General features: G+C 69.0%; 28 protein-coding genes. All 28 read left to right on the forward strand.

Features of this window, described 5'->3' with window-relative positions:
- Positions 1 to 109: 109 nt before the first annotated feature.
- The 28 genes from E3O50_RS03250 (at position 110) to E3O50_RS03385 (ending at position 25,542) form a co-directional block, all read left to right on the forward strand.
- Positions 110 to 451 (forward strand): flagellar basal body protein, encoded by a 342-nt coding sequence (locus E3O50_RS03250; protein ID WP_134448949.1) that lies wholly within the window; start codon positions 110 to 112, stop codon positions 449 to 451.
- Positions 451 to 843, forward strand: a complete 393-nt coding sequence (locus tag E3O50_RS03255; protein ID WP_134448950.1) for a flagellar basal body rod C-terminal domain-containing protein — start codon at positions 451 to 453, stop codon at positions 841 to 843. Before E3O50_RS03250 ends, E3O50_RS03255 begins: the two co-directional genes overlap by 1 nt.
- Positions 843 to 1,163: a flagellar hook-basal body complex protein FliE gene (fliE, locus tag E3O50_RS03260; RefSeq protein WP_134448951.1), complete on the forward strand. Its 321-nt coding sequence runs from the start codon at positions 843 to 845 to the stop codon at positions 1,161 to 1,163. The genes E3O50_RS03255 and fliE overlap by 1 nt, the downstream gene beginning before the upstream one ends.
- The gene (fliF, locus tag E3O50_RS03265) at positions 1,163 to 2,782 is read left to right on the forward strand and encodes a flagellar basal-body MS-ring/collar protein FliF (protein WP_134560261.1); all 1,620 of its coding nucleotides are present in this window, start codon (positions 1,163 to 1,165) and stop codon (positions 2,780 to 2,782) included. The genes fliE and fliF overlap by 1 nt, the downstream gene beginning before the upstream one ends.
- Positions 2,779 to 3,798 (forward strand): flagellar motor switch protein FliG, encoded by a 1,020-nt coding sequence (gene fliG / locus E3O50_RS03270; protein WP_134448953.1) that lies wholly within the window; start codon positions 2,779 to 2,781, stop codon positions 3,796 to 3,798. The genes fliF and fliG overlap by 4 nt, the downstream gene beginning before the upstream one ends.
- Positions 3,788 to 4,525, forward strand: coding sequence for a FliH/SctL family protein (locus tag E3O50_RS03275; RefSeq protein WP_134448954.1), 738 nt, complete (start codon positions 3,788 to 3,790; stop codon positions 4,523 to 4,525). The genes fliG and E3O50_RS03275 overlap by 11 nt, the downstream gene beginning before the upstream one ends.
- Complete coding sequence (locus E3O50_RS03280; protein WP_134448955.1) at positions 4,522 to 5,847, forward strand: FliI/YscN family ATPase; 1,326 nt, start codon at positions 4,522 to 4,524, stop codon at positions 5,845 to 5,847. The genes E3O50_RS03275 and E3O50_RS03280 overlap by 4 nt, the downstream gene beginning before the upstream one ends.
- Complete coding sequence (locus E3O50_RS03285; RefSeq protein ID WP_134560263.1) at positions 5,847 to 6,281, forward strand: hypothetical protein; 435 nt, start codon at positions 5,847 to 5,849, stop codon at positions 6,279 to 6,281. Before E3O50_RS03280 ends, E3O50_RS03285 begins: the two co-directional genes overlap by 1 nt.
- The gene (locus tag E3O50_RS03290; RefSeq protein ID WP_134560265.1) at positions 6,278 to 6,994 is read left to right on the forward strand and encodes a C40 family peptidase; all 717 of its coding nucleotides are present in this window, start codon (positions 6,278 to 6,280) and stop codon (positions 6,992 to 6,994) included. Before E3O50_RS03285 ends, E3O50_RS03290 begins: the two co-directional genes overlap by 4 nt.
- Positions 6,994 to 9,072: a flagellar hook-length control protein FliK gene (locus E3O50_RS03295; protein ID WP_134560267.1), complete on the forward strand. Its 2,079-nt coding sequence runs from the start codon at positions 6,994 to 6,996 to the stop codon at positions 9,070 to 9,072. The genes E3O50_RS03290 and E3O50_RS03295 overlap by 1 nt, the downstream gene beginning before the upstream one ends.
- Positions 9,073 to 9,155: 83 nt before the next feature.
- A complete protein-coding gene (locus E3O50_RS03300) occupies positions 9,156 to 9,644 on the forward strand; it encodes a flagellar hook capping FlgD N-terminal domain-containing protein (RefSeq protein ID WP_134448959.1) in 489 nt (162 codons plus the stop codon).
- 73 nt (positions 9,645 to 9,717) lie between these two features.
- The gene (locus tag E3O50_RS03305) at positions 9,718 to 10,908 is read left to right on the forward strand and encodes a flagellar hook protein FlgE (protein WP_134448960.1); all 1,191 of its coding nucleotides are present in this window, start codon (positions 9,718 to 9,720) and stop codon (positions 10,906 to 10,908) included.
- A gap of 157 nt (positions 10,909 to 11,065) precedes the next feature.
- Positions 11,066 to 11,371, forward strand: a complete 306-nt coding sequence (locus tag E3O50_RS03310) for a flagellar FlbD family protein (protein ID WP_134448961.1) — start codon at positions 11,066 to 11,068, stop codon at positions 11,369 to 11,371.
- Complete coding sequence (locus E3O50_RS03315) at positions 11,371 to 12,192, forward strand: MotA/TolQ/ExbB proton channel family protein (protein ID WP_134560269.1); 822 nt, start codon at positions 11,371 to 11,373, stop codon at positions 12,190 to 12,192. Before E3O50_RS03310 ends, E3O50_RS03315 begins: the two co-directional genes overlap by 1 nt.
- Entirely contained in the window at positions 12,189 to 13,121 is a 933-nt protein-coding gene (locus E3O50_RS03320) for a flagellar motor protein MotB (protein ID WP_134560271.1), read from the forward strand. Before E3O50_RS03315 ends, E3O50_RS03320 begins: the two co-directional genes overlap by 4 nt.
- A gap of 115 nt (positions 13,122 to 13,236) precedes the next feature.
- On the forward strand, positions 13,237 to 14,145 hold the full coding sequence (locus E3O50_RS03325) for a flagellar motor switch protein FliM (RefSeq protein ID WP_241975466.1): 909 nt from the start codon (positions 13,237 to 13,239) through the stop codon (positions 14,143 to 14,145).
- Complete coding sequence (gene fliN / locus E3O50_RS03330) at positions 14,142 to 14,840, forward strand: flagellar motor switch protein FliN (RefSeq protein ID WP_134448964.1); 699 nt, start codon at positions 14,142 to 14,144, stop codon at positions 14,838 to 14,840. Before E3O50_RS03325 ends, fliN begins: the two co-directional genes overlap by 4 nt.
- Entirely contained in the window at positions 14,841 to 15,398 is a 558-nt protein-coding gene (gene fliO / locus E3O50_RS03335; RefSeq protein ID WP_134560273.1) for a flagellar biosynthetic protein FliO, read from the forward strand. It begins immediately after the preceding gene.
- Between the two features lie 98 nt (positions 15,399 to 15,496).
- On the forward strand, positions 15,497 to 16,297 hold the full coding sequence (fliP, locus tag E3O50_RS03340; RefSeq protein WP_134560309.1) for a flagellar type III secretion system pore protein FliP: 801 nt from the start codon (positions 15,497 to 15,499) through the stop codon (positions 16,295 to 16,297).
- Positions 16,297 to 16,572: a flagellar biosynthesis protein FliQ gene (gene fliQ / locus E3O50_RS03345; protein ID WP_134448966.1), complete on the forward strand. Its 276-nt coding sequence runs from the start codon at positions 16,297 to 16,299 to the stop codon at positions 16,570 to 16,572. The genes fliP and fliQ overlap by 1 nt, the downstream gene beginning before the upstream one ends.
- Positions 16,572 to 17,330, forward strand: a complete 759-nt coding sequence (locus E3O50_RS03350; protein ID WP_134560275.1) for a flagellar biosynthetic protein FliR — start codon at positions 16,572 to 16,574, stop codon at positions 17,328 to 17,330. The genes fliQ and E3O50_RS03350 overlap by 1 nt, the downstream gene beginning before the upstream one ends.
- A complete protein-coding gene (locus tag E3O50_RS03355; RefSeq protein WP_134560277.1) occupies positions 17,331 to 18,542 on the forward strand; it encodes an EscU/YscU/HrcU family type III secretion system export apparatus switch protein in 1,212 nt (403 codons plus the stop codon).
- Positions 18,539 to 20,590 carry a flagellar biosynthesis protein FlhA gene (locus E3O50_RS03360; protein WP_134448969.1) on the forward strand — a complete coding sequence of 684 codons (2,052 nt, stop codon included), beginning with the start codon at positions 18,539 to 18,541 and terminating at the stop codon, positions 20,588 to 20,590. Before E3O50_RS03355 ends, E3O50_RS03360 begins: the two co-directional genes overlap by 4 nt.
- Positions 20,565 to 21,728: a hypothetical protein gene (locus E3O50_RS03365; RefSeq protein ID WP_134448970.1), complete on the forward strand. Its 1,164-nt coding sequence runs from the start codon at positions 20,565 to 20,567 to the stop codon at positions 21,726 to 21,728. The genes E3O50_RS03360 and E3O50_RS03365 overlap by 26 nt, the downstream gene beginning before the upstream one ends.
- Positions 21,728 to 22,096 carry a carbon storage regulator CsrA gene (gene csrA / locus E3O50_RS03370; RefSeq protein WP_134560278.1) on the forward strand — a complete coding sequence of 123 codons (369 nt, stop codon included), beginning with the start codon at positions 21,728 to 21,730 and terminating at the stop codon, positions 22,094 to 22,096. Before E3O50_RS03365 ends, csrA begins: the two co-directional genes overlap by 1 nt.
- 228 nt (positions 22,097 to 22,324) lie before the next feature.
- Positions 22,325 to 23,128, forward strand: a complete 804-nt coding sequence (locus tag E3O50_RS03375; RefSeq protein WP_134448972.1) for a sorbitol-6-phosphate dehydrogenase subunit — start codon at positions 22,325 to 22,327, stop codon at positions 23,126 to 23,128.
- A gap of 141 nt (positions 23,129 to 23,269) precedes the next feature.
- Entirely contained in the window at positions 23,270 to 25,093 is a 1,824-nt protein-coding gene (locus E3O50_RS03380; protein WP_134560280.1) for a PRD domain-containing protein, read from the forward strand.
- Complete coding sequence (locus E3O50_RS03385; RefSeq protein ID WP_134448974.1) at positions 25,090 to 25,542, forward strand: transcriptional regulator GutM; 453 nt, start codon at positions 25,090 to 25,092, stop codon at positions 25,540 to 25,542. The genes E3O50_RS03380 and E3O50_RS03385 overlap by 4 nt, the downstream gene beginning before the upstream one ends.
- The last annotated feature ends 2 nt before the right edge of the window (positions 25,543 to 25,544 follow it).

The following is a 25,544-nucleotide window of genomic DNA, read 5'->3' on the forward strand; positions in this document are numbered from 1 at the left end:
AAGTCCTTACGTGGGCCGGAACCAGGCCGATAGCTAGAGACGAGCACGGATTGCTCGCACCAGGCCACGGATCGGCCGTTCAGTACATCTGACGACGAATCGGGTAACCGTGCTTGAATCCGTGACCTCCACCGCTCTCACGAGCGCACTGGCCGCACTGTCGCTGCGGCAGAGCACCATCGCGAGCAATATCGCCAACGTCAACACCCCCAACTACCACGCCAAGCAGGTCGCGTTCGAGTCCGCCCTCGCCAAGTCGGTCGCCGACGGCAGCGGAAGCACGGCCGCCACGACCACCGATTCCCTCGAACCGACCAACGTCAACGGCAACAACGTCAACCTCGACACCGAGACGCTCGCGAACACCTCGACCGTGCTCCGGTACCAGTTCGCTGCCCAGGCAATCAACATGCCGTTCAGCGCCGTGCGCGCCGCGATGAAGACCGCCTGATGAGCCTCGACGCGATCGGAATCGCCGGCTCCGGCCTCACCCTGCACCGCAAGTGGCTCGACGCGATCGCCGACAACATCGCGAACGTCAACACCGTCACGCCCACGAGCGGCAACGCCTTCCAGGCCCGCTACATCGTGGCTCAGGCCGGCGCGGGTGTGAACGGCGTCGAGGTCGCGGGCACCGCACAGGGCTCGGCAGCCGGCATCCTCGTCTCCGACCCGACCAACCCGCTCGCCGACGCCGCCGGCTACGTGCGCCACCCCGACATCGACCTCGGCGAGCAGATGGGCGACCTGATCATGGCCCAGCGCGGTTACCAGGCGAACGCGGCCGTTGTCGACCGCGCCAAGACAACCTACGAAGCAGCACTTCAGATCGGCCGTGCCTGATGACCATCGCATCCATCGGGGCGCTCGCGCTCCAGGCCAGCCAGGCCACCCAGAGTGTGCAGGCGACGCAATCCAGCCAGGCCACCACGGCCACAGACGGCTCGGGCTTCGGAACTGCCATGGCCGGCGCCGTCGACAACCTGCAGCAGCTGCAATCGACCGCGAACACCCAGGCCGTCGCCGCCGTGACCGGAAACCTCAACGACATCGCGAGCGCCACCATCGCCGCGACCCGCGCACAGGTGAGCCTCGAGCTCGTCGCCGCCGTGCGTAACAAGGGCGTCGACGCCTTCAACGAGATCATGAGGATGCAGGCCTGATGCCCCGCCAGATCAGTTCCTTCTTCCAGCGACTCGGACAGAACATCCGTGAGTTCACCATCGCGCAGCGCACGGTCGCCATCATCGGTGTCGCGGTGCTCGCACTCGGCATCGCCGCGCTCACGATGTGGGCCACGAAGCCCGCGTACACGCCCCTGTTCTCCGGGCTCGCCGGCGCCGACGCGAGCGCGATCGTCGACCAGCTCGCGACCGACAAGGTCGACTATCAGCTCAGCGACGGCGGCGCGACGATCCTCGTTCCGCAGGCGGATGTCTACGCCGAACGACTCAAGGCCGCCGCGGCCGGGCTGCCGACCTCGGACACCGGGGGATACTCGCTGCTCGACAAGATGGGCGTCACCGCGAGCGAGTTCCAGCAGTCGGTGACCTACAAGCGGGCCCTCGAGGGCGAGCTCGCCAACACGATCCAGGCCATGCAGGGCGTCAAGACCGCCTCTGTTCGGCTCGCGATCCCCAAGGACACCGTGTTCGTGTCCGAGAAGCAGGACCCGACGGCATCCGTCTTCGTCGCCACCCAGACCGGCGTGACCCTCTCGAGCGACCAGGTCCAGGCCATCGTGCACCTCACGAGCGCCTCGATCGACGGCATGAAGCCGACAGATGTCGCCGTGATCGACTCCAAGGGCATCGTGCTCTCCGCCGTCGGCACCGGCGTCACCGGGACGGGCGCCGAGCAGTCCACGGACTACGAACAGCGCGTGCGCGGCTCGGTCCAGGCCATGCTCGACAAGGTGCTCGGCGCCGGTAATGCGACCGTCGTCGTCGCCGCAGACATGAGCGCGCAGTCGGCTTCCCGCGTCGAGGAATCCTTCACCTCACCGACGAACGCTCCCGCACTCAACGAGGCCGTCAAGACCGAGACGTACACCGGCACCGGCGCCTCGGGAGCGGCCGGGGTGCTCGGCACCACGACCACGACGACGACACCGACGGGAACGAGCACCGACGGCTCCTTCACCTCGGCGGACACCACGAAGAACAACGCGGTCAACAAGGTCACCGAGACCCGCACGATCCCGGCCGGTGCCGTCAACCGCCAGACGATCTCGGTCGCGGTGAACAAGGACACGATCGGCAGCGTCAACGTCGCCGACGTGACCAGCCTGGTCTCCTCGGCCGCCGGCATCGACTCGACCCGCGGCGACGCCGTCACCGTCGAGGTCGTGAGCTTCAACGGCCAGGCCGCCGCAGACGCATCAGCGGCTCTCGCCCAGCAGGACGCCCAGACCTCGGCGGACCGGATGGGGGAGATCGTGCGCATCGGCATCATCACCGCCGGAATCCTGATCACTCTGATCCTCGGCATGCTGCTCTACGCCCGCCGCTCCCGCCGCCAGAGCCGCGAATCGATCGAGGTCGACGAGATGCTCCAGGTACGTCCGGCCCTCGCCCCCGCCGCGGTTCCGTTCGGCCTCAATACCCCGATCGCGCCGATCATGATCGACCCGAGCCCCACCGTCGCCTTCGGTGTTCCCGCCTTCACCCCGCCGGCCGCTTCCGAGCGGATGCGTGTTGAGATCGACGCCCTCGCCCAGCGCGACCCGAAGAAGACCGCAGAGTACCTCCGCGGTCTCATGGAAGACCGGCAGCCCGCATGATCGACCCCCAGGTCCCCCTGACCGGAACCCAGAAGGTCGCCATCGTGCTGATGAACATGGAGCACGACCGTGCGTCCGAGGTGATGAAGCAGTTCACCGAGGCCGAGGCCGCCGACATCGCCGCCGAGATGGTGCAGCTGCGCCGGGTCGACACCGAGGTCGCCGAGACCACGGTCCTCGAATTCCACGACCTCACCATGCGCGGCACACGCTCCCCTCGCGGAGGCCACGCCTACGCGGTCGGCCTGCTCGAAGCATCCTTCGGCGCAGAACGCGCCGCCGGCGTCATGAGCCGGGTGGCCTCCTCGATGGCCGGCAAAGCCTTCGAATTCCTCGACACCGCTGAACCGCTCCAGATCCTCACGCTCCTCGACGGTGAACTGCCGCAGACCATCGCCCTCGTCCTCGCCCACCTCCGTCCCGAACACGCCTCCGCCGTGATCGCCGGCCTCGAGGGCACCCTGCCCGCCGAGGTCGCCCAGTGCATCGCCGGAATGGGAACGGCGACCCCCGAAGCCATCCGCGTCGTGACCGACTCGCTCAAGGCCCGCGTCGGCGCCGTCACCGCCACCCGGGACTCCGTCGAGGTCGTCGGCGGCATCCAGCCGCTCGTCGAGATCATCAACCGGGCGGATGTCGCGACCGAGCGCTCCCTCCTCGAAGCCCTCGACGCCCGCGACCCGGTCCTGGCCGAACAGGTGCGCGCCCGGATGCTCACCTTCGCCGACATCGTCCGCCTCGAGGACCGCGACGTGCAGCAGGTTCTCCGTGGCATCGACGCCGGTATCCTCGCGATCGCGATGAAGGGCTCCACCGACGGCGTCATTGAGATCATCCGCAAGAACCTCTCCGAACGCAACCGGGAGATCCTCGACGACGAGATCCGCGCGCTCGGGCCCGTCCGCGTCTCCCAGGTCGAGGAGGGACGTGCGACGATCGTGCGCGCCATCCGCGACCTCGAGGCCCAGGGCAGCATCACCGTGACCCGTGCGGACGAGGACGCTTATGTTGTCTAGCCCCGCCATCCCGTTCCGTCACGCAGAGCCCGTGCTCGTGGATGCGTCCGTAGCCACCGCAGGAACCGCGCCCGCAGCCGGAAAGGCGGCCACTCCGGTCGCCCGCGCGACCGCCGAGACCGCCGGCGACCCGCCGTTCTCCGCGATCTCCTTCCCGACCCTGCGTGCCGTGTCCGGCGACAGCACGGTCGAGGCCGCCCGGGTCCAGGGGCATGCTGCTGGATACACGGCGGGCATGCGGGCCGCCGCGAGCGACATTGCGGCGCAGGTCGCACGCCTCGAGGCCGACCACGCCGCCCGGGTGTCGCAGGTCCAGGCGCAGCTCGACCGCACGGTCGGGCTCCTGACCGCCGCGAGCCACGCGCTCGACGAGCGCACCCAGCCCGTCCTGCACGAGGCCGAAGGCACCCTGCTCGCCACGGCGCTCGACCTCGCGGAGGCCGTGATCGGCTACCAAATCAGTGACGGGCCGAGTGCGGCACGGCTGGCCCTGCGCCGTGCACTCGACCCCGCGTCGCCGACCCGGCCGAACGTGGTGCGCATGCACCCCGCAGACCTCGACGTGATCGACCCGGCCGTCCTCGCCGCGACCGGCGTGACGTTCCAGGCCGACCCGTCGCTCGCCCGCGGCGACGCCGTTTCCGAGTTCGCGGACGGTTTCCTCGACGCCCGGATCTCCACCGCGTTCGAGCGGGCCCGCGCCGCGCTCCTCGGGGGAACCCGATGACCCTCACCTGGGAACCGCGCCCCGTTGCCCTCGCGCGCGCCCTCCGCGTCGCCCGCCCCGAGCGGGTCGGCGTGGTCTCGTCCATCGTCGGCCTGGGCCTCGAGGTCCGCGGGCTCAACTCGGCGATCGGCGACCTTGTCGCGATCGGGAACGACGCCGAGATCGACGCGGAGGTCGTCGCGACGACGCAGGACGGCATCCGCTGCATGCCGCTCGGCCGGATGACCGGGATCCGGGTCGGCGCACCGGTCCGGTCCGACGCGACCCCGCACCTCGTGCCCACCGGGAACGGCCTCTTCGGCCGTGTCATCGACGGGATGGGCCGCCCCATCGACGGCAAGGGCCCCCTCGTCGTCGAGGAATACGTCTCGATCGACCACGACAGCCCCTCCGCGATGCAGCGGTCGCGGATCACGACGCCGCTGCAGCTCGGCGTGCGCGTGCTCGACACCCTCACGAGCGTCGGCCGCGGCCAGCGCATGGGCCTCTTCGCCGGCTCCGGGGTCGGCAAGTCCTCACTCCTGTCGATGATCGCGCGCGGCACCGACGCGAAGGTCTCCGTGATCGCCCTCGTCGGGGAGCGAGGCCGCGAAGTCCGCGAATTCCTCGAGGACGACCTCGGTGCAGAGGGCCTCGCCCGGTCGATCGTCGTGGTGTCGACCTCGGACGAACCCGCCATGATGCGCCTGCGCGCCGCCTTCGTCGCGACCCGCATCGCCGAGTCCTTCCGCGACCAGGGCGCTGACGTCATGCTGATGATGGACTCGCTCACCCGCGTCGCGATGGCCCAGCGTGAGATCGGTCTCTCCGTCGGCGAACCTCCGGCAACCCGCGGCTACCCGCCATCGACGTTCTCCCTGATGGCGCGCCTCCTCGAGCGCGCGGGCACCGACCAGTCCGGCTCGATCACGGGCATCTACACCGTGCTCGTCGACGGCGACGACCACAACGAGCCCATCGCGGATGCCGCGCGCTCGATCCTCGACGGACACGTCGTCCTCGACCGCAAACTCGCCGTCCTCGGCCATTTCCCGAGCGTCGACGCCCTCGCCTCGATCTCCCGGGTGGCCTCCCGGGTTAACACCGCGGAACAGAACCGGCTCGCGGGAAACCTCCGCAAGGTGCTCGCCGCGCGGCGGAACGCCCAGGACCTCCTCGACGTCGGCGCGTACAAGCCGGGCACGAACCCGCTCGTCGACGCGGCCGTGGAGAACGAGGCCGCGATCAACGAATTCCTGCAGCAGCGGATGGACGACCAGACGTCCGCCCCGCTCGCGTGGGACCAGCTCACCCGGCTCACCCGGCTGTTCGGAGGCATCTGATGAAACGCGACTTCGCCCTCGCCGGACTCCTCCGGCTGCGCCACCTGCAGCAGGACGCCGCCGCCGGGGAACTGGCCGCGGCCAACGCCCTGCTGAACTCGAACGAGGCCAGGCGCGCCGAGGCATCCGCAGCCCTGACCGTGCTGCCCAGTGAGGCGACCGGCACCGCATCCCTCGCCGCGATCGTGGCCGGGCGCACCTCGGCGCAGAGCATGCTCGCCGACCTCGATACGCTCGGCCGGGAATACCGGCAGACCGCTGAGACCGCGCACGCCGCCTTCACCGCGAAGCGTGCCGAGTCCGTCGGGCTCGAAAAGCTCGAGGGCCGCCACGGCCTGTTCGTCGCCGCGGAGGACCTGCGGGCGGAGCAGACCGTGCTCGACGAGATCGCGTCGACCGGGTGGCACCGCCGCAAGGCCGGAGGCACCCGATGACGATGGTCGACGCCCTGAGCCGGATCAGCACGATCCAGGCCACCCTCGCGCGATTCGACGCACTGAGCGCCGCGTCGGCGTCGACGGCCGCGGCCGCTGCCACAGCCACGACGACCACGACGGCCGACAGCACCGGAACCGCTGCGACCTTCGCCGACGCCCTCGCGGCGGCGGCCAGCTCGGCCACGACCGCGGCGAGCGGCGCGGGCGTCGCGACCGGCAGCGTGACCGGAACCGACATCGTCACCGCGGCGCAGAAGTACCTCGGCGTTCCCTACGTCTTCGGCGGCAAGAGCTCGAGCGGCATGGACTGCTCCGGGCTCGTGCAGAAGGTCTATGCCGACATGGGCATATCCGTTCCCCGCCTCGTTTCCGGGCAGATGAAGATCGGCACCGAGGTCGCGTCCCTCGCAGACGCGAAGCCGGGCGACCTGATCGTGACCGGCGGCGGAGAGCACATCCTGATCTACGCCGGAAACCACAAGGTCATCCACGCGCCCTACGAAGGCCGCACGGTCTGCGAGGTCGAGGCCTACATGAAGGACTCCGACATCGACACCATCCGCCGCGTGATCCCGGACGCCCCCGCGACGTCCAGCACGGCTTCGACGGCCTCGGCGACCGCTCTCACCGCGGCGAAGGCCGCCGCGACGTCCGGCACCGCCGACCTGCTCAGCGCCGCCCTCGCCTCGATGATGAAGAGCGCCTCCTGATGGCCGCCTCCTTCGGAAGCGCGGTGTCCGCGCACGCCTCCCTCGCCCGGGCCAACGCCCAGGCCCTGCTCGCACGCTCGGCGACGGAGACCCGGACCGGGAACGGCACGGGTTCCGGAGCGAACACGAGTGCGGGCAGCTTCGCCTCCGCGCTCGACACGGCCAGGGACGCCGGGACGACCCAGCGTCGCGAGGCCGCGAGTGCCTCCGTCGACGCGCAGGCCGTGACCGCACGGGCGGCCCAGGCGGCCCTGTCGCGCTCGGCCGCGGATGCCGCCGCTCGCGAGCGCATGGACGCTTCCGCAGCACGGTCCTCGGCGCAGGCCGCCGCCCGGACATCAGTCGACCGGACATCCGCCGCCCGGACGTCTGCGCTGCAGGACACCCGGGACTCCGCAGGGCAGTCCACACAGAAATCCGGAGACACGGCACGGGACGCCCAGGACGCGCGCGCGGTCCGGTCCGTGCAGATCGCCAGGGACGTGCGCTCGGCCCGGGCGGCACGCGGCGCCCGCACCGAGCGGGATGCCCAGGCGGAACCCGTGCCGTCGTCCGGCCGGGGATCGATGAGCACCGGGGTCTCTTCGGGTCAGTCTGCAGTCGGAGCGGCCGATGGTCCCGGATCGGCAGCGGCCCAGCAGGGTGCGAGTGACACGCAGGCGACCGTCATGCGTGACCTGCTCACGGCGGATTCGGCGTCCCTCTCGGCCGCTACCTCTGGCACGACAGCTGGCTCGACAGCAGCCTCGACTTCGGGCGCGGCGCCCGGCGGCAGCTCGGCTGTCGGCCCGGTTTCCTCACGCTCGGTCTCTTCCGGTTCGACGTCCGCTGATTCCGCGGCAGCCGGTTCCGCGACGCTCGGCCGGGCACTGCCCGGCGCCGTCACCGCGGAAGCGCAGGCTCCGGTCGGCGCAGCACAGGCGGCTGGTTCACCGTCGAATTCGACAACAGCAACCGCGACGACCGCCGGGTCTCCGGTCGATTCCTCGTCACCGGTCGGTGCCCTCGGGAACCAGGCGGCCGCCGCCGTGATCGGAACGACCACCGGCGGTGCCGGCGTCACCGCCCCTGCTGTCCAGGCCCCGACTCCCGGCGCAACCACCGACGGGACGGACGCAACGAACGGTCAGGCGGGTCCGACCGGAGCGGCGGCCGCAGGGTCCGCCGCCGGCCTCACAGACCTGGCCGGCCGCGCATCCGCCGCAGCCACCCGGACCGCTGGCGCTCCCGGCGCCGCGAACTCGAGCCTCCCGACCACGGCGCCCATCGACTCGCGCGCCGCCGCGTCGGTCAGCCTCGATTCGGTCAGCAACGCCTCGAACGGCAACGGCTCTGACAGCAGTGGTTCAGCCAATACCGGTTCAGACAGTGCCGGCGCAGGCGGCTCGCGCGGGGGAGCGGTCGCCGACTCTGGCGCCGCATTCCGATCGGCAACGGCAACGGCCGCAGGCACTGCTTCCGCCTCTGCCGCGACTCCCGTGACTCCCACCGATCCGACAAGCGTGGGCACCGCATTCCCGGCCGCCCCGCACACGGTCGCTGCGAGTTCGACTGTCGCCGCGGCATCCGCTGCCGGCGCCTCGGCCGCGACACCGGGAGCGGCGCAGCTCGCCGACCTGCCGTTCGCCGGCCAGGTCGGCCGCGGCCTCGCGAGCCTGATCGGGGCCGCGAACGGCGAGCACGCGATGACCATCACCGTGAACCCCGACAATCTGGGTCCCGTGATCGTGCGGGCGCACATCGGCGGCAGTGCGATTCGGGTGGAACTGTTCGCCCCGACCGATCTCGGGCGGGATGCCCTGCGCGCGATCCTGCCGGAGCTGCGGCGCGACCTCGCCCAGGGCGGCACGGACACGCGGCTCGACCTGTCCGGGAACTCCCAGCCCGACGATTCCCGCGCTGCGGGCTCCGGTACCTTCGGCGCTCCCGGCCGGCAGGAGGCCAGGACCAGTCCGGATCCCGGATCCGTGCGGGCACCCGACCAACCGGGCGACGCCCGGGAGTCCGGCACGGCGGTCCGACCGCCCTTCCGGGACGAACCCCTCGGCTACCGCCCCTCTGTCGATGTGCTGGCCTGAATGACAGCTCAACGGATGACCGCCCAGAACCTGTTCCAGAACACGACCACAAGAACCACGAGAAGCACGAGAAGAGAGAATCCATGACGATCGAAGCCATCGTGGCCGCATCGGCAGCCGGAGCAACGGGAGCCGCGACCGCGACCGCCGGCGTGTACAGCGCGTCGACCACCACGCGCACGCCGAGCCAGAGCCTCGACTCCGAGGCCTTCATGAAGCTCCTCGTCACGCAGCTGAAGAACCAGGACCCGAGTTCGCCGATGGACTCCAACCAGATGATCAGCCAGACGACGCAGCTCTCCATGATGGAGAAGCTCACGGCCCTGTCGACGACCTCCGACGAGAGCTTCTCGCTCCAGATGCGCATCGCGGCCGCCTCCCTGGTCGGGCAGAACGTGACATACACGGATGCCGCCGGCACCTCGGTCACGGGAGTCGCCTCCGCCGTGTCCTACGCCGGATCGGTGCCGCAGGTCACGGTCGGGGGAGTGAGCGTCAAGCTCGACGCGATTTCCGGGGTCACGACCCCGGCGACCACGACCACTCCGGTCGTCGCGACCACCACGACCTGACGCCCGGCGCGTCCCGCCCGGCCGTACTCCACCACACGCTTTCCACCCATACCGTTTCGAAAGGCAGCATCCCATGCTTCGTTCCCTGTATTCCGGAATCTCCGGCCTTCGCGCGCACCAGACCATGCTGGATGTCACCGCGAACAACATCGCCAACGTCAACACGACGGCGTTCAAGTCTTCCTCGGCGCAGTTCCAGGACACCCTGTCCCAGCTGACCCACGGCGCGGGCTCCCCGCAGACCGTTGTCGGCGGCACCAACCCGGCCCAGGTCGGCCTCGGCGTGCAGGTCGCCGGCATCTCCACCAACTTCGCCCAGGGCTCCACCCAGTCGACCGGTCGCGCAACCGACATGATGATCTCCGGCGACGGTTTCTTCGTGACCCAGCTCGCCGGCGAAACCCTCTTCAGCCGCGCGGGCGCCTTCGACTTCGACGCGCAGGGCCGCCTCGTGTCACCGTCCGGCGCGCTCGTGCAGGGTTGGAACGCCGACGCGAAGGGCACGGTCAACCAGGGCGGAGCGCTGGGCACCATCACCCTGCCACTCACCACAATTCAGCCGCCATTGGCTTCGGCAACGGCCACAGTGACCGGAAACCTGCCTTCGGATGCGGCTGACGGTACAACCCTGAGCCGGGAATTCACGGCCTATGACAAGACCGGCGCCGCGAGTCAGGTCTCACTCAACTTCACGTACAGCGCAGCGGCCCCGGCCAAGTGGACCGTCACTTCTCCCAACTCGACGAGCAGCACGATGCTCACCTTCGCGGATGGGTCACTGACCTCGACTGCGAACAGCCTGCCGGTCACCGTCAACGGTGTCACTGTCGCCGTCGACCTGGGCACGATCACGGGCGCCGCCAACCTCAGTTCGTTGACTGCCGCGAGCACCGACGGCCACGCCGCAGGTTCGCTCACGTCGTTCACCCTCGGCAAGGACGGCACCCTGACCGGGCTGTTCAGCAACGGCAAGCAGCAGTCGATCGGCCGGATCGCCCTCGCGACCTTCACCAACCCCGGTGGCCTCGAGAAAGCCGGATCGTCCGAGTACCGGTCGACCACGAACTCGGGCACCGCTGTCCTCGGTGCCGCCGGATCCGCCGGAATGGGCACCCTCACGAGCGGTTCCCTCGAGATGTCGAACGTCGACCTCTCCCAGGAGTTCACGAACCTCATCGTCGCCCAGCGCGGCTTCCAGGCCAACGCCCGCATCATCACGACCTCCGACGAGGTCCTGACCGAGCTGACGAACCTCAAGCGGTAGTCCCGGCAGACGCAGGCGCGACCGGCGCCGGGTCCTTCGCGGACCCGGCCGGCGGCATCCGCCTGCCCGCCCACACCCCGAGCTAACCTTCGGCGCGGAGCGACCGACAGTGGTGCCTGACGGCCGGTGTGGCCGTCGTGAGCCAGGGACGGGCCCCATGATCGTTGTGACACGGCTGAATGACAGCCAATTTGCGATCAACCCCGACCTGATCGAACGCATTCACGCCAGCCCCGACACGACCCTCGTCATGGTCGACGGGGCGAAGTTCATCGTCATCGAGACCCTCGACGAGATCATCGAGAAGATCGCCCGATTCCGGGCCCATGTGATCTCGCTCGCCTCCCTCACCGACGACCGCGACTATCGGTCCGGGGCCCGATCGCTCGAGGTTCCGACGGGACCGCACGCGATCGAAGACGAGCTCGAACCGGGCAGCGGGCAGCGCCCGCGGAGGCTCTGATGGATCCGGCAACCCTGATCGGGATCGCCCTCGCCTTCGGCTCCATGGTCGCCATGATCACGATCGAGGGATCCTCGATCGCCTCCATCCTGTTGCCTGCTCCGATGATCCTCGTCTTCGGTGCCACGATCGCGGTCGGCATCGCCGGCGGAACCATCAGTGACGCCCTCAACGCATTCAAAGCGCTTCCCAGCGCGTTCAAGGGCAAGACCACCCCACCCCAGGACGTGATCGACCAGATCGTCGTGCTCGCCGAGAAGGCCCGCAGCGCAGGTCTCCTCGCGCTCGAGCAGGAGGCCGACGCGATCGACGACCCGTTCCTGCGCACGGCGCTGCAGAACATCGCGGACGGCACCGACGGAGACGAACTGCGGATCCTGCTCGAGGACGAGCTTTCGACCGCGACGAAGCTCAGCCGGAACGCCTCGAAGTTCTTCGTGACCCTCGGCGGCTACGCCCCGACTGTCGGCATCATCGGCACCGTCATCTCCCTCACCCACGTCCTCGAGAACCTCGACACTCCCTCGACCCTCGGGCCGATGATCGCCGCCGCATTCGTCGCGACGTTGTGGGGGCTCGTCTCGGCGAACTTCATCTGGCTTCCGATCGGGAACCGCCTCAAGCGGCTCTCCGACCTCGAGGTCGAACGGATGACCCTCCTGATGGAAGGCGCTCTCGCCGTCCAGGCCGGCAGCCAGCCGCGGCTCCTCGGCGAACGCCTCCGGGCCATGGTGCCGAACGCGCCGGCCAAGAAGGCCGCAAAGGCCGCCAAGGCGGACAAGGCGGACAAGGCGGACAAGCCGCTGTCTGAGGCAGCATGAGTGCCGGCGGCGGGCACGGCGGAGGACGCGGGCGAGGTCGAGGTCGCGGCCTCGAGGAGGAGCACGTCGAGCACGTCGACGAGCGCTGGATGGCGTCGTACATGGACATGGTCACCGTGCTGATGTGCATGTTCATCGTGCTGTTCGCGATGTCCTCCGTTGATTCGCAAAAGTTCTTTCAGCTCAAGAATTCCCTCGCGACAGGCTTCGGGGCCGTCGACGTCGGCAAGATCGACACGGCCACCGGGGTCGTCGTGTCGGCCGCGAACGCCAACGCCAGCGACCCGGCCGCGAAGGACCTCGGGACGGCGGGCGCAACCTCGACGTCGGCCGCGACAGCCTCGGCGACACCATCGCCAACAGCGACCCCGGCACCGACTCCCGCCCTCACCGACCTCCAGATCGCGACCCAGGAAATCGCCGACCTCTCCTCGGTGCAGGCGGCACTGAAGGCAGCCGTCACCGCGCAGGGCATCGACTCGATCGTGCAGTTCACGATCGACGCCCGAGGGCTGACCATCGGGCTCGTCGGAACGGATGCCTTCTTCGCTCCCAACCTCGCCACCCTGAGCCCGAAGGCGACGGCCGTCATCGACGCCATGTCGCCGATCCTCGCCGGCGACAAACGTGAGGTCACCGTCGAAGGCCACGCCGACCGGCACGGCGTCACCGTGAATTATGCGACCGACTGGGAACTCTCCTCGGCCAGGGCGACGAGCGTCCTGCGCAGGTTCGTCGAGGTCGGCGGTGTCGCGGGGGAGCGGATCTCCGCGATCGGCTACGGTTCGACCCGTTCGGTCACGACCGCGGACACCCTCGACGCGATGGCCCAGAATCGCCGCGTCGACGTTGTCCTGCTCTCGAGCGAACCGGATGCCGTCCGCGCGCTGATCCCCTCGATCCTCGCCGGGCAGGCGGGCGCCCCCTAAGCAGCGGACACCGTCAGGCATCCCGCGGTCGCCCCGCGGGCAGCCCGCCCGGGATTTCGAACGAATTCCCTGCGGACTGCTTACCGCTCGGATTCACCGGCCGATAGTTGCAGTCGTGACGGTCCAGGAACACAAGAGCATTGGCGTGCCCGCAGCGCCCGAGCGCACGGTCGAGGTGTACGACTTCCGACGTCCGACGACCCTCGCGCGCGAGCACTCGCGTGTCCTCGAGCTCGCCTTCGAGACCTTCGCGCGCCAGTGGGGCACCCAGCTGACCGCGAAGGTTCGCGCGATGTCCCAGGTCACCTGCGAGCACGTCCTGATGCGCAGCTACGACGAATACGCGAGCTCGCTGCCGTCGTCGACCGCGATGGTGCTCTGCCCGGTAGGCAGCCTCGCGGCCAAGGCCGTCATCCAGTTCCCGACCGCGGCGGCCCTGTCCTGGGTGAGCCACATGCTCGGTGGCAGCGAGGTCCCTCCACTTCCCGAGCGCACCTTCACCCAGATCGAACTCGCCCTCGTGCGTCGCCTGATGGAGGACGCCCTCGAGGACCTGCGCTACTCCCTCGGGACGCTCCTCGTCCTGCCGATCTCGTTCGGCGGCATCCAGTACAACTCGCAGTTCGCCCAGGCCGCGGCGACGAGCGATCTCGTCATCGTCGCGACGTTCTCGATGCGGGTCGGCGAGACGACTTCGACCGCCACCCTCGCGTTGCCCGCCGAGACCCTGCTTCCCCAACTCGGGGAGTCGATCCCGGTCATCACCGCCGAGGAACAACAGGAGAAGCTGAACGCCCAGCTCGCCTGGGTGCCCGTCGACCTGTCCCTGCAGCTCAGCCCGATCCGGGTGCTTCCGAGCGTCATCCTCGGCCTCGCCGTCGGTGACCTGCTGCCTGTCCCGCACTCCAGGCACCGCCCGCTCGACCTCGTCGTCGACGGGCACACCCTGGCCAGGGCCGCCGTCGGATCCAACGGCTCCCGCCTGGCCTGCATCGTCACCGACACCGAGGAACTGTCCCCATGAGCCCTGCCACGACCGCCATCCGCAATCTCGTCGAGGCCCTGCTCACGGTCCTGCCAACGCCCACCCGCCTGGAGGCGACCCCGTGCGCCGGCGAATCCCTCGCCGGCCGGCTCGGCGCCGGCGTCGTCGCCTCCTTCGTCGGCGTCACGAGCGCCGACCTCGCGATCGTCCTCACCGACCCGCACTCCCTCGACGCCGCAGCGGGCAATGGCGCCTTCTCGAGCCTCGACGTGCTCCGCCCCGCCCTCGACAGCGCCGCAACGGTCCTCGGCATCGGCGTACTCGGCGCGTCCCGCCTCGAAGACGTCACGTCCCTGTTCGCGGATGCCGACACGAGCGTCTTCGAGCTCGCGAGCGAGGGCGTCGTGAGCGCCTGGTTTGCGATCCGCCTCCGCGAGAACGGCGCCATCTCCGGGATCCCGCGCACCGGAAACCGGTCCGTCGTCGGAAAGCTCGGCCGGATCAACAGCGTCGAAATGGCCCTGACCGTCGAGATCGGCCGCACCCGGATGTCCGTGCGCGACGTGCTCGCCCTCGAACCCGGCGCCGTGATCGAGCTCGACCGCTCCGCGGGAGCCCCCGCAGACATCCTGCTGAATGGCCGCCTGATCGCCCACGGCGAGATCGTCGTCGTCGACCAGGACTACGCCGTGCGGATCACCCAGATCCTCGATGTCGCCGAGAGCCTGAGTTAGGTGGACACCCTCCTCGTCGCCCTCCGCGTCGCGCTGTCCCTCGCCGTCGTCGTCGGCCTCCTCTGGGTCCTGCAGCGCCGCATGCAGAAGGGCACCCGCCGTGGCCCCAAGGCCAGCCTCGTGTCGGTCGTGGGCCGGCAGGGCCTCGGCCAGAAGGCATCCGTCGTCGTCGTCGACGTGGAAGGCCGCAGGTTTGTGCTCGGAGTCACGGAACAGTCGGTCACCGTGCTGCACGACGCGCTGAGCCCGGCGGAGAGCTTCGCCACCACGCTGCACGCGGCGGACACGGACACGGACACGAGACGCTCCGCGGGGATCGCCGCGACGACCGCAACGGGCGCGTACAAGGCGGCCGCGAGCGTTGCGGCCGAGGACGAGACGCTCCCTGCGCCGCTCACCTTCCGTCCCCGCCACGACCGGGGCACCCGCGCCGCGGAGTCAGCCCTGCGCGCCGAGTCCGGACCGGGCTCGAGCTCCCGGCCGAACCGCCTGGCCGGATCGATCCTCTCGCCGGCGACGTGGCAGCAGACTGCCGCGGCACTCCGGCAGGGACGGTGAACACCCGCGCCCTGCGCCTCGGCCTGCCCGGGCTCCGTGCCCCGCGCTCCGATGCACTCCGCCGCGCTGACCGGGTGCGCTTCACCAGGCTCCTCGTGATGGCGGCGCTCGTGCTCGTCATAGTCCTCGCCGTCGTGCTGCTCACCACGAGCGCAGGCCACGCCGCGACGATCGCCCCGGTCGCCCCCGTCGACCCGGTGGCGCCGAGTACCCCGACGCCCGCGGCAGGCAACGGCCTGAGCGTCGACATCAACGGCCCGGACGGTTCACCGTCCTCGGCGATCGTGACCCTGATCGGCATCACCCTGCTTTCGGTCGCCCCGGCGCTCCTGCTCATGATGACGAGCTTCACCAAGATCTTCGTGGTGCTCGCGATGACCAGGAACGCCCTCGCGCTCCCGTCGATCCCGCCGAACCAGGTGCTCGCGGGTCTCGCCCTGTTCCTGTCGCTGTTCATCATGGCGCCCGTGCTCACCGACATCAACAACCACGCCCTGCAGCCCTACCTGAACGGCACGCTCTCCTTCGACGACGCGGTCACGATCGGCTCTGCTCCACTGCGCACCTTCATGCTCGCGCACACCCGCGAGGAAGACCTCGCCCTGATGACCAGGGCCGCGGACCAGGCCAACCCGGTCAGCCGCGACGCGGTGTCCCTGCTCACCCTGATCCCGGCGTTCATGATCTCCGAGCTGCGCGCAGCCTTCATCATCGGCTTCGTCATCTTCATCCCGTTCCTCGTCATCGACATCGTCGTCTCCGCCGCCCTGATGTCGATGGGCATGATGATGCTGCCGCCGGTGATGATCTCGCTCCCGTTCAAGATCCTGCTGTTCGTGCTCGTCGACGGCTGGGGACTGATCATCACGACCCTCATCACCAGTTACCGGGGTGGCTGATGGACACCAACGCCATCCTCGACATCGGCATGCAGGCGATCATCGTCGCGGGCAAACTCTCCGCGCCGATCCTGATCACCGCCCTCGTCGTCGGTTTCGCCATCTCCCTGTTGCAGTCGATCACGCAGATCCAGGAGGTGACGCTCTCCTTCGTACCCAAGGCGATCGCCGTCTGCCTCGCCCTGCTCATCTGCGGGCACTGGATGATCTCCGAGATCGTCTCCTTCACGACCGCGCTCTTCGACAAGATCCCGACACTCATCGGCGGCGGCTGATGAACATCACCCTCGACTTCACCTGGATCGAGGCCGTCATGCTCGCCGGGGTGCGCCTCATCGCCTTCCTCGTGATCGCCCCGCCGTTCTCCTACAACGCGTTCCCGCTCCGGATCAAGGGCATGCTCTCCCTCGGGCTCGCCCTCGCCGTTTCGCCCGTCGTCACCCCCGGCTACGTGTCCCCGGACACCGGCGGCTTCATCCTCGCGCTCCTGCTCGAAATCGTCGTCGGCGGCATGCTCGGCTTCCTCGTGCTGATCGTGTTCTCCGCCGTGCAGTCGGCCGGCAACCTGATCGACCAATTCGGCGGATTCCAGCTCGCCCAGGGCTTCGACCCGCAGGCGATGGTCAACGGCGCCATGTTCACCCGGCTCTACCAGATGACCGCCATCGCGCTCCTTTTCGCGTCCGGCGGCTACCAGCTCATCATCGGCGGCCTGACCCGGAGCTTCACGGCCATCCCGATCGGCGGGGGCATGGACCTCGCCGCCCCGGTCCAGGCCGTAACGAACGCAGTCGGCCAGCTGCTGCTCTCCGCCGTGCAGATCGCAGGACCGCTCATCGTCGTGCTCTTCCTCGCGGATGCCGGCCTCGGCCTGCTCACCCGGGTCGCGCCCGCGCTCAACGCCTTCGCCCTCGGCTTCCCGCTCAAGATCCTGATCACCCTCACCCTCGGCGCGAGCGCCTTCGTCGCGCTTCCGCGCATCGTGTCCGCCCTCACCGACACCGCCGTGACGACCATGCTCGGGGTGAAGTAAATGTCGAACTCCGGCGAAAAGACCGAGCAGGCCACCGATAAGCGGATGAAGGAGGTCCGCGCCAAGGGCCAGCTCTCCAAGTCGCAGGACCTCACCGCGTGGATCGGCATCGGCTCCGCCGCCGCCCTCGCCCCCGTCACGATCAGCCTCGGGTCCCAGGCCGGCGCCAGCCAGCTCGACGGACTGCACGCGATCGTCGCGAATCCGAGCCCCGAACTCGCCGAGCAGCTGATGGGCGACGCGTTCTCCTCGCTCGCCGGCACCCTGACCCCGATGCTCGCGACCGTGTTCGCCGTCGTGCTCATCGGTGCCGCAGCCCAGGGCGGCGTGCACCTCAAGAAACTCGAGGGCAAGTACGACCAGTTCAATCTCGTCACCGGGCTCGGCCGCACCTTCGGCGGCCAGGCTGTCTGGCAGGGTGTCAAGGCACTGTTGAAGACCGCGGCGGTCGGCGTCGTGCTGACCCTGGTGATCCAGGGGCTCGCCCCGATCCTGATGACCGCGGGCGGACTCCCGGTCGCCGCACTGATCGACGCGGCAGGGGGAGGCGCAGCATCGCTCGTGCAGGCGGCCGTCGTCTCCGGCCTCGTGCTCGCCGCCGCCGACGTCTTCGTGGTGATGCGCCGCAACCGGAAACGCACCCGGATGACCAAAAAAGAGGTCACCGACGAGAACAAGAGCTCGGAAGGCGATCCTCGGATCAAGTCGCAACGCCGCTCCCGGCAGCTCGCCATGAGCCGGAACCGGATGATCGCGTCCGTCTCGACCGCCGACGTCGTGCTCGTCAACCCGACCCACTTCGCCGTCGCCCTCCGCTACGAGCCGGGCAAGTCGGCACCGAGGGTCGTCGCGACGGGGGCAGGGGTCATCGCGCTCCGCATCCGCGAGCAGGCGGCGACCGACGGGGTGCCGATCGTGCGCGACATCCCGCTCGCCCGGGCACTCCACAGCGCCTGCAAGCTCGGCGACGAGATCCCGGTCGAGCTCTACAACGCCGTCGCCCGGGTGCTCGCGTTCGTGCTCGCGCTCAAGACCCGCGGCTCGGCGCGCGGCTCCGGGTACACGACCGGCTACGGCGAGGACGCCGGCGTGCACACCCTCACCCCGGCCGCCCACGCTGCGACGCCCGTGTTCTCCGGGGCGTCCGCTCCCGGTTCATCCTCACGCTCCGCCTCCCACTCCGCCGCTCACTCCACCGGAGGTTCCCGATGAAGACCACCCTCGCCAGGCTCGCCGTCCCGATCGGCGTCGTCGGCATCATCCTGCTCCTCGTCGTCCCGGTCCCCGCCGTGCTCCTCGACATGCTCATCATCGTCAACATCCTGCTCGGCCTCGTGGTGCTGCTCACGACCATGTTCGTCAAGAAGCCGCTCGACTTCTCGGTCTTCCCGTCCCTCCTCCTCGTTGCGACGCTGTTCCGGCTCGGCCTCAACGTCGCATCCACCCGCCTGGTGCTCGGCGACGGCTACGCGGGCCAGGTGATCGCCTCGTTCGGACAGGTCGCCGTCGGCGGGTCGATCATCATCGGCGCCGTCATCTTCCTGATCCTCGTCGTGATCCAGTTCGTCGTCGTCACCAAGGGAGCCGAGCGGGTCGCAGAGGTCGGCGCCCGGTTCACCCTCGACGCCATGCCCGGCAAGCAGATGGCGATCGACGCCGACCTCAACGCCGGCCTGATCACCGACACCCAGGCCAGGGAACGCCGGGCGGAAGTCTCAGCGGAGGCCGACTTCTACGGCGCGATGGACGGCGCGTCGAAGTTCGTCAAGGGTGACGCGATCGCCGGGATCATCATCATCATCATCAACCTCGTCGGCGGCATCGGCATCGGGATGATCCAGCGCGGCATGTCGATCACCGACGCGATGAGCACGTACTCGCTCCTGACCATCGGCGACGGGCTCGTCACCCAGATCCCGGCCCTGCTGATGGCCGTGTCCACCGGCATGATCGTGACCAGGTCCAACGCCGAGTCCGACATCGGGGCGACCGCGTCCGCGCAGCTCACCCAGTCCCGCAACGCGCTCATGATCGCCGGCGGCGCGGCCCTGCTGATGGCGCTCATCCCCGGGATGCCGATCCTCCCGTTCGTCGTCGCCGGGGCGAGCCTGCTGCTCGTCTCCCAGCGGATCAAGGCGAGCGAAGCCCGCGAGCAGGCCAGGCAGGCGGCCGCCGTCGTGGCCGAACGGGCGCCGGTGCGCTCGGATACCCCTGAGGACCTGATCGAGTCGATGCGGGTGCACGCCCTCGAGATCCTGCTCGCCTCCGACCTCGTCGACCTCGTCTCGGGAGCCCAGGACGACCTTCTCGCCCGGGTGCGCGCCCTGCGCCGCAAGATCGCGATCGACCTCGGCGTCGTCGTTCCGCCGGTCCGCACCCGCGACAGCGTCGAACTGCCCTCTGCGACCTACGTCATCCGCATCGCCGGCGTCGAGGCCGGCCGCGGGCTCGCGCCGTCCGGCAAGGTGCTCGCCCTCGGCGACAACCTCGAGGGCCTGCCGGGCACCGCGACCGTCGAGCCGGTCTTCGGCCTCGCCGGCAAGTGGGTGCCGAGCGAGATGCGGCACAGCGCGGAGATGGCCGGAGCGACCGTCATCGACCGGGTGTCCGTGCTCGTGACCCACCTGTCCTCGATCGTCACCGGGAACGCGGCGCGTCTCCTCACCCGGGAGGACGTGCGGGTGCTGACCGACGGCGTCAAGCAGGTCAACCCGGCCGCCGTCGACGACCTGATCCCCGGTATGCTGTCGCTCGCCGAGGTGCAACGGGTGCTCCAGGGCCTCCTGATGGAGCAGATCCCGATCAACGACCTCTCCCGGATCTACGAGGCGCTCTCGCTCCGGGCGAAGGCATCGACAGACCCGGAGGGCCTGATCGAAGCCGCGAGGCAGGGCCTCGGCCCGGCTCTCGCCGCCCAGTATCTCGACGAAGGCCTGCTCCGCGTGATCATGATCGAGCCAGGCCTTGAGCAGTCCCTGCTCGAGGGCATGCGCGCCTCGGAGCAGGGCACCCAGATCATGCTCGAACCCGCAAGGATCGACGCGATCCTGGGCTCGCTCAAGGCCTCGCTCGCCACCGTGGAGGCGAGCGGGCTGACCGCCGTGCTCGTCTGCGCCCCTGCCCTCCGCCCGGCGATCCACCGGCTCGTCTCCGCGCAGACCGGCGGGCTCCCGGTGCTGTCCTACCTCGAGGTCACCTCCGCGAACGTCGCCATCGAGACCGTGGGGGTGGTCCGTGGAACCGAAACGATTTCAGCTTGACGGTCCGACGCTTCCGGAACTGAAGGCACGCATCCTCGCCGAACACGGTGCGGATGCCCGCATCGTCTCGGCCGAACGGGTCACGGTCGGCGGCATCCGCGGCTTCTTCGCCCGGCGCCACTACGAGGTCACGGTCGAGGTGCCCGAGCGGCGCCGCCGGGCCGCGCACGCCCAGCCGGTGCGGATGGTGCCGCTCGAGCGCGACGATCAGGGCGGCGGTGACGGTGACGGAATCGGTGACGCCCATCCCGGACGCGCCGCGCGGCTCGGGATCCTCGCCCTGCTCGAGGACGCCGACGGGGCCGACGATGCGGGAACCCTCGCTAGGCCGCGAACCTCGGTCCAGACCCCGCTGCTCTCGACCGGGTCCGCCGGCTTCGCCCAGCTGATGGACGAACTCACCTTCACGGTGGCCGAGCCCGTTCCTGAGCGGGTGTCCGGGGTGCTTCCCCTGCGCGAGCCGGAGCCGTCCGGTTCCGTGACCGGTGCCGTGACCGGCGCCGGCGCACCGCGTGACGCGGGGACACGCCAACGGCCGGCGACCCTTTCGGTCCTGGCCGGGCATCCGTTGCCAGGACGGGCGGGCACGGCCGCCGTGCCGCGACCCTTCACCCATCCCGGAGACCTCGTCGTGCTCGTCGGCGCGCCCGCGGAGACCCTGCGTGTCGCCGGGATGATGGCCGCCATGGACGGGGCCGCCGAGGTGCTCGTGGCCGGCTCCGTGGTGTCGGAGGGGGCCCGTCGCGTCGACGACCGGCGCTCTGCCCTCGCGGCGCGCGCCGGGGGAGTCGCCCGCGGGCGCACGTGTTTCCTCGCCTTCGGCATCGGCGAGACGCCGGGGGACCGCGAGTACCTCGGCGGTGACCTGCTCATGGTCGGCGCGGACCAGACCTGGGTCGTGGTGGATGCCGGCCGGAAGCCCTCTGACACGGCCGAGTGGGTCGGGCTGGTCGCGGCGATCATTCCGATCGACGCGGTCGCCGTGGTCGGGTCGACGACGACATCCTCCCCGGAAACCGTCGACGACCTCGGGATTCCGGTCGGCTGGGTCGACGGCGCCCCGGCAGCATCCGCGACGCTCGGACCGCCAGCAGCCCGCCTCCCTGACACGCCCGATGCCCGCGCTAGGCTGGCATGATGCTGGTTCTCACGCGCAAGCCGGGGGAGAAAATCCTCATCGGCGATGACATCGTCATCACCGTCCTCGATGTGCGCGGCGACAGCATCCGCATCGGTGTCGACGCCCCGCGCGGTGTCAAGATCCAGCGCGACGAGGTGCTCCGAGCGGTCATCGAGGCGAACCTGTCCGCGAGCCGGAGCGGGAGCCTCTCCGACGAGGACGCCGAGGCAGCGGAGGCACACCTCAAGGCGGCCCTCGGCCTGTTGCGCCCGCCCGCTGGAGCGACGCCGACACCGACCCCGACGCAGACGCAGACGCAGACGCAGACGCTGATGCCGACGCCGACCGCGTCACCCCTCCCGCACCCGCCGCTGCCGACCCCGTAGCCACGGCATCCGCGCCTGAGTCACGGGACAAGCCCGCTCGTCGTGACGGCGAGCGTGAGTGTTCCGCGACTGGGCGCCGCGCACCGGAACCTATCGCGACGCCCCGATGACCGGCGGGCGGCGGCTTTCCTCCTGCCGGAAAAAGGCCGTATTAATTTGTGGCACAGGCCGCCATAGTGTTCAACCCACGAACGCAGCACCGCAGATACGCGATCAAGGGAGACACACATGCCGAACACCTGGCTCGGACTCGAAGGAAGAGTCGTCATCGTCACGGGCGGCGCCTCCGGAATCGGCAGGGACATCAGCGCGGAACTCGTCCGGGTGGGCGCGCAGGTCGCCGTGAGCGACCTCAGCGTCACGACCGGAATCGACCCCGCGACCGGAATCCTGAACGTCGCGTGCGACGTGACGAACGCGGCGAGCGTCAGCGACATGGTCGCAACGGTCGTCGCTGAATTCGGCCACCTCGACGCGCTCGTCAACAACGCGGGCATCAACATGCCCCGGATGCTGGTCGACGGCAAGCAGGAACGCCCGGAGTACGAGCTCAACGAACACGACTTCGACCTGATGTTCGGCGTCAACGTCAAAGGCGCCTACCTCGCGACCCAGGCCGCGACCAAGGCCCTGCTGAGGAACGGCGGAGGTACGATCGTGAACATCACCTCCGAGGCAGGGATGGAGGGATCGACCGGCCAGAGCTGCTACTCGGCCACCAAGAGCGCACTCAACGGCTTCACCAGGTCGTGGGCGAAAGAACTGGGTGCGCAGAACATCCGGGTCGTGGGCGTCGCCCCCGGCATCAACGAACCGACCGGGCTGACGTCGCCGGCCTACAACGAGGCACTCGCCTATACGCGCGGCGTCAAACCCGAACAACTCACGACCGACTACTCGAAGGTCATCCCGCTGGGACGACCCGGGAAACTCAGCGATATCGCCAATCTCGTTGTCTACCTGGTCTCTGACCGGGCCTCCTACATCACCGGCACCACCGTCAACATCAGCGGAGGAAAGTCCAGGGGCTGAATTCCCCCTGGACGGAAGGTCAACGTGGACAACCGTCGCACACTCAGCAGGCCGGCGCATATCATCCGGTATCTGGAAACCCGCCTCTCGGCGTCGAACGATTCTCTCGCCCGCCGTTTCGGCGTCGGCGCGAAGACGATCATGAACGACATCAGAGACCTCAACCGCACCCTCACCGGCACGGCGGCGATCGAACTGGACAGCGGCCGGTATCGCCTCTTCATCATCGACAGGGACGGGTTCTCCCGCATCCGCGAGGAGCTTTTCGAGCGGATCGATTCGTTCAACCTGCCGTCCAACCGGCACGGCTACATCTTCCGCCGGCTCGTCCAGCAGACCGGTCCGCTCCTCATCGACGACCTCGTCGAAGAGATGAGTATCGGGAGGAGCACGGTCACCGGAGATCTCGGCAGGCTCAAGGCACACCTGGCGCCGTACGCGCTGCGGATCACCGGGATCCCCAACGTCGGGATCGAGCTGGTCGGCGACGAACTGCAGGTGAGGCTCTTCGTGCTCGAGAACATGTTCGAAGCCGTCTACGCCGACTACCCCCTCGATGACGAGTTCGTCGAGATCATCGAGGATGCCGCGGCGGACTACCATCTGGACGGCGCGACGACCGAATCGCTCACGCGCTGGTTCACCGTGATGATCGACCGCGTGCTCACCGAGCACGGGCTGACCGCACTGCCCGGACGATACCTGGCACTCACGGCCACGCCGGCGTTCACCCTCGCCGACGGGGTCGTCAACGCCGTCGGCCGGAGGATCCAGATGTCCATACCGTCCGGCGAATCGATCTTCCTCGCACTCCCGATCGCCGGCATGCGCACCCCCACGGACGCGCGCGCCCTCGAACAGTTTCCCTCCGGCACCGAGAACGAGGTGCTCGTCCAGAAGATCCTGGACCGGATCGACGCCGAGATGGACCTCCACGTGCCGGCGAACGCGCTCCTGAAGGAGTTCGTGCACCACATCACCTTCATGCAGAACCGGATGAAATACCAGGTGTACGTGAAAGACGTCGCCCTCGGCGACATCGAGCGCGAGTACCCGGTCGCATTCCTGATGGCCAGGATCGCCCGGCGGGTCATCGAACAGGAGACCAGCCTGAGAGTCGTCGACGACGAACTCGGATTCATCGCCTCCTACTTCCAGGTCTTCCTCGAAGAACAGCAGGTCCACCGGGAGCCGCGTTACCGCGTCGCCATCGTCACGACCTCCGGCATCGTCCCGGCCCGGCTGATCCAGGTCCAGCTCCAGAAGGTCATGTCCGGGAAGACCGAGTATCAGATCCTGGCACTCGACGCGGCCGTCCCTGCCGTCCTCGACGGCTTCGACCTCGTCGTGACCACGGCCTGGTCGGAACTCGTGACGAGCACCCCCATCATCGAACTCAGCGAATTCTTCGACAACCGGGAAATCCTCGGCAGGCTCACCCGGCTCCGCTACGACAAGGACGTCGACGTTTCCCTCGCCGCCGGTGCCGACAGCATCCTGGTCTCCCTCCTCGACCGCACCCGCTTCTTCCGCCTCCCACCGGAGCAGAGCTATCGGGAGAACACCGCGTTCATGGTCGGTCGGCTCCTCGCCGAGGGCGTCGTGGACGCGGGATTCCAGGACCGACTCGACGAGCGCGAGGCGCAATCGACGATGCTGCTCGACGACTACGTGGGGTTTCCGCACCTGGGGAACGCGCTCGGTAACCGGGTCGTCTTTGCGATGGGCGTCGTTCCCCGCGCGAGCGGTGAGCCGGGGGAGCGGGTCATCTTCCTGCTGGCCCTGCCGGCCAAGACCGACTACGACGACACCCTGCTCGTCAGGATCTATGACGAGGTCATCCGCCTCGCCGGCGATCACGCCGAACTCGACCTGATCTCGCAGCTCGCGAGCTACGAAGAGTTCTTCTTCCACATGGCGAGAACGCCATCCCTGAGTCACAAACCGGACGGAGAGCCGCGATGAATTTCTGGCCGATCCTGGTGGCGCTTGCCGCCGCCTACGTACTGCAGATGGCGTTCGCCTGGGTACAGATGAAGAGCTTCACCTCCGCGTACGGCGAGCTGCGGCGCAAGGGAAAGGTCGCGATCGGCATCAAGAAGGGGGCATTCTCCTCCGGTGCCATCGTGATGCATTGTGTCGACGACGCCGGCGACATCCTGGACAGCCGGAGAATCTCCGGCGTCACCGTCTTCTCGAAGTTCCGGGACCTCCCGGGCTTCGAGGGCAAGAACATTCGGTCGACCTCCGCGAACGACTGCCGGCACCTGCCGAAGAGCGTTCGCAAGGCCACCGAAAACGCACGTGAGAACTACATCACGATCATGGCAGGGGGGACAGTCGCGGAACCGGAAAGCCCGTTGGGGCACCTGGCGACCCGCGTCACATCCCTCTTCACGAAAAGAAAGGAGTGAGC

Source organism: Cryobacterium sp. MDB1-18-1, assembly GCF_004402735.1.
Lineage (GTDB): Bacteria > Actinomycetota > Actinomycetes > Actinomycetales > Microbacteriaceae > Cryobacterium > Cryobacterium glucosi.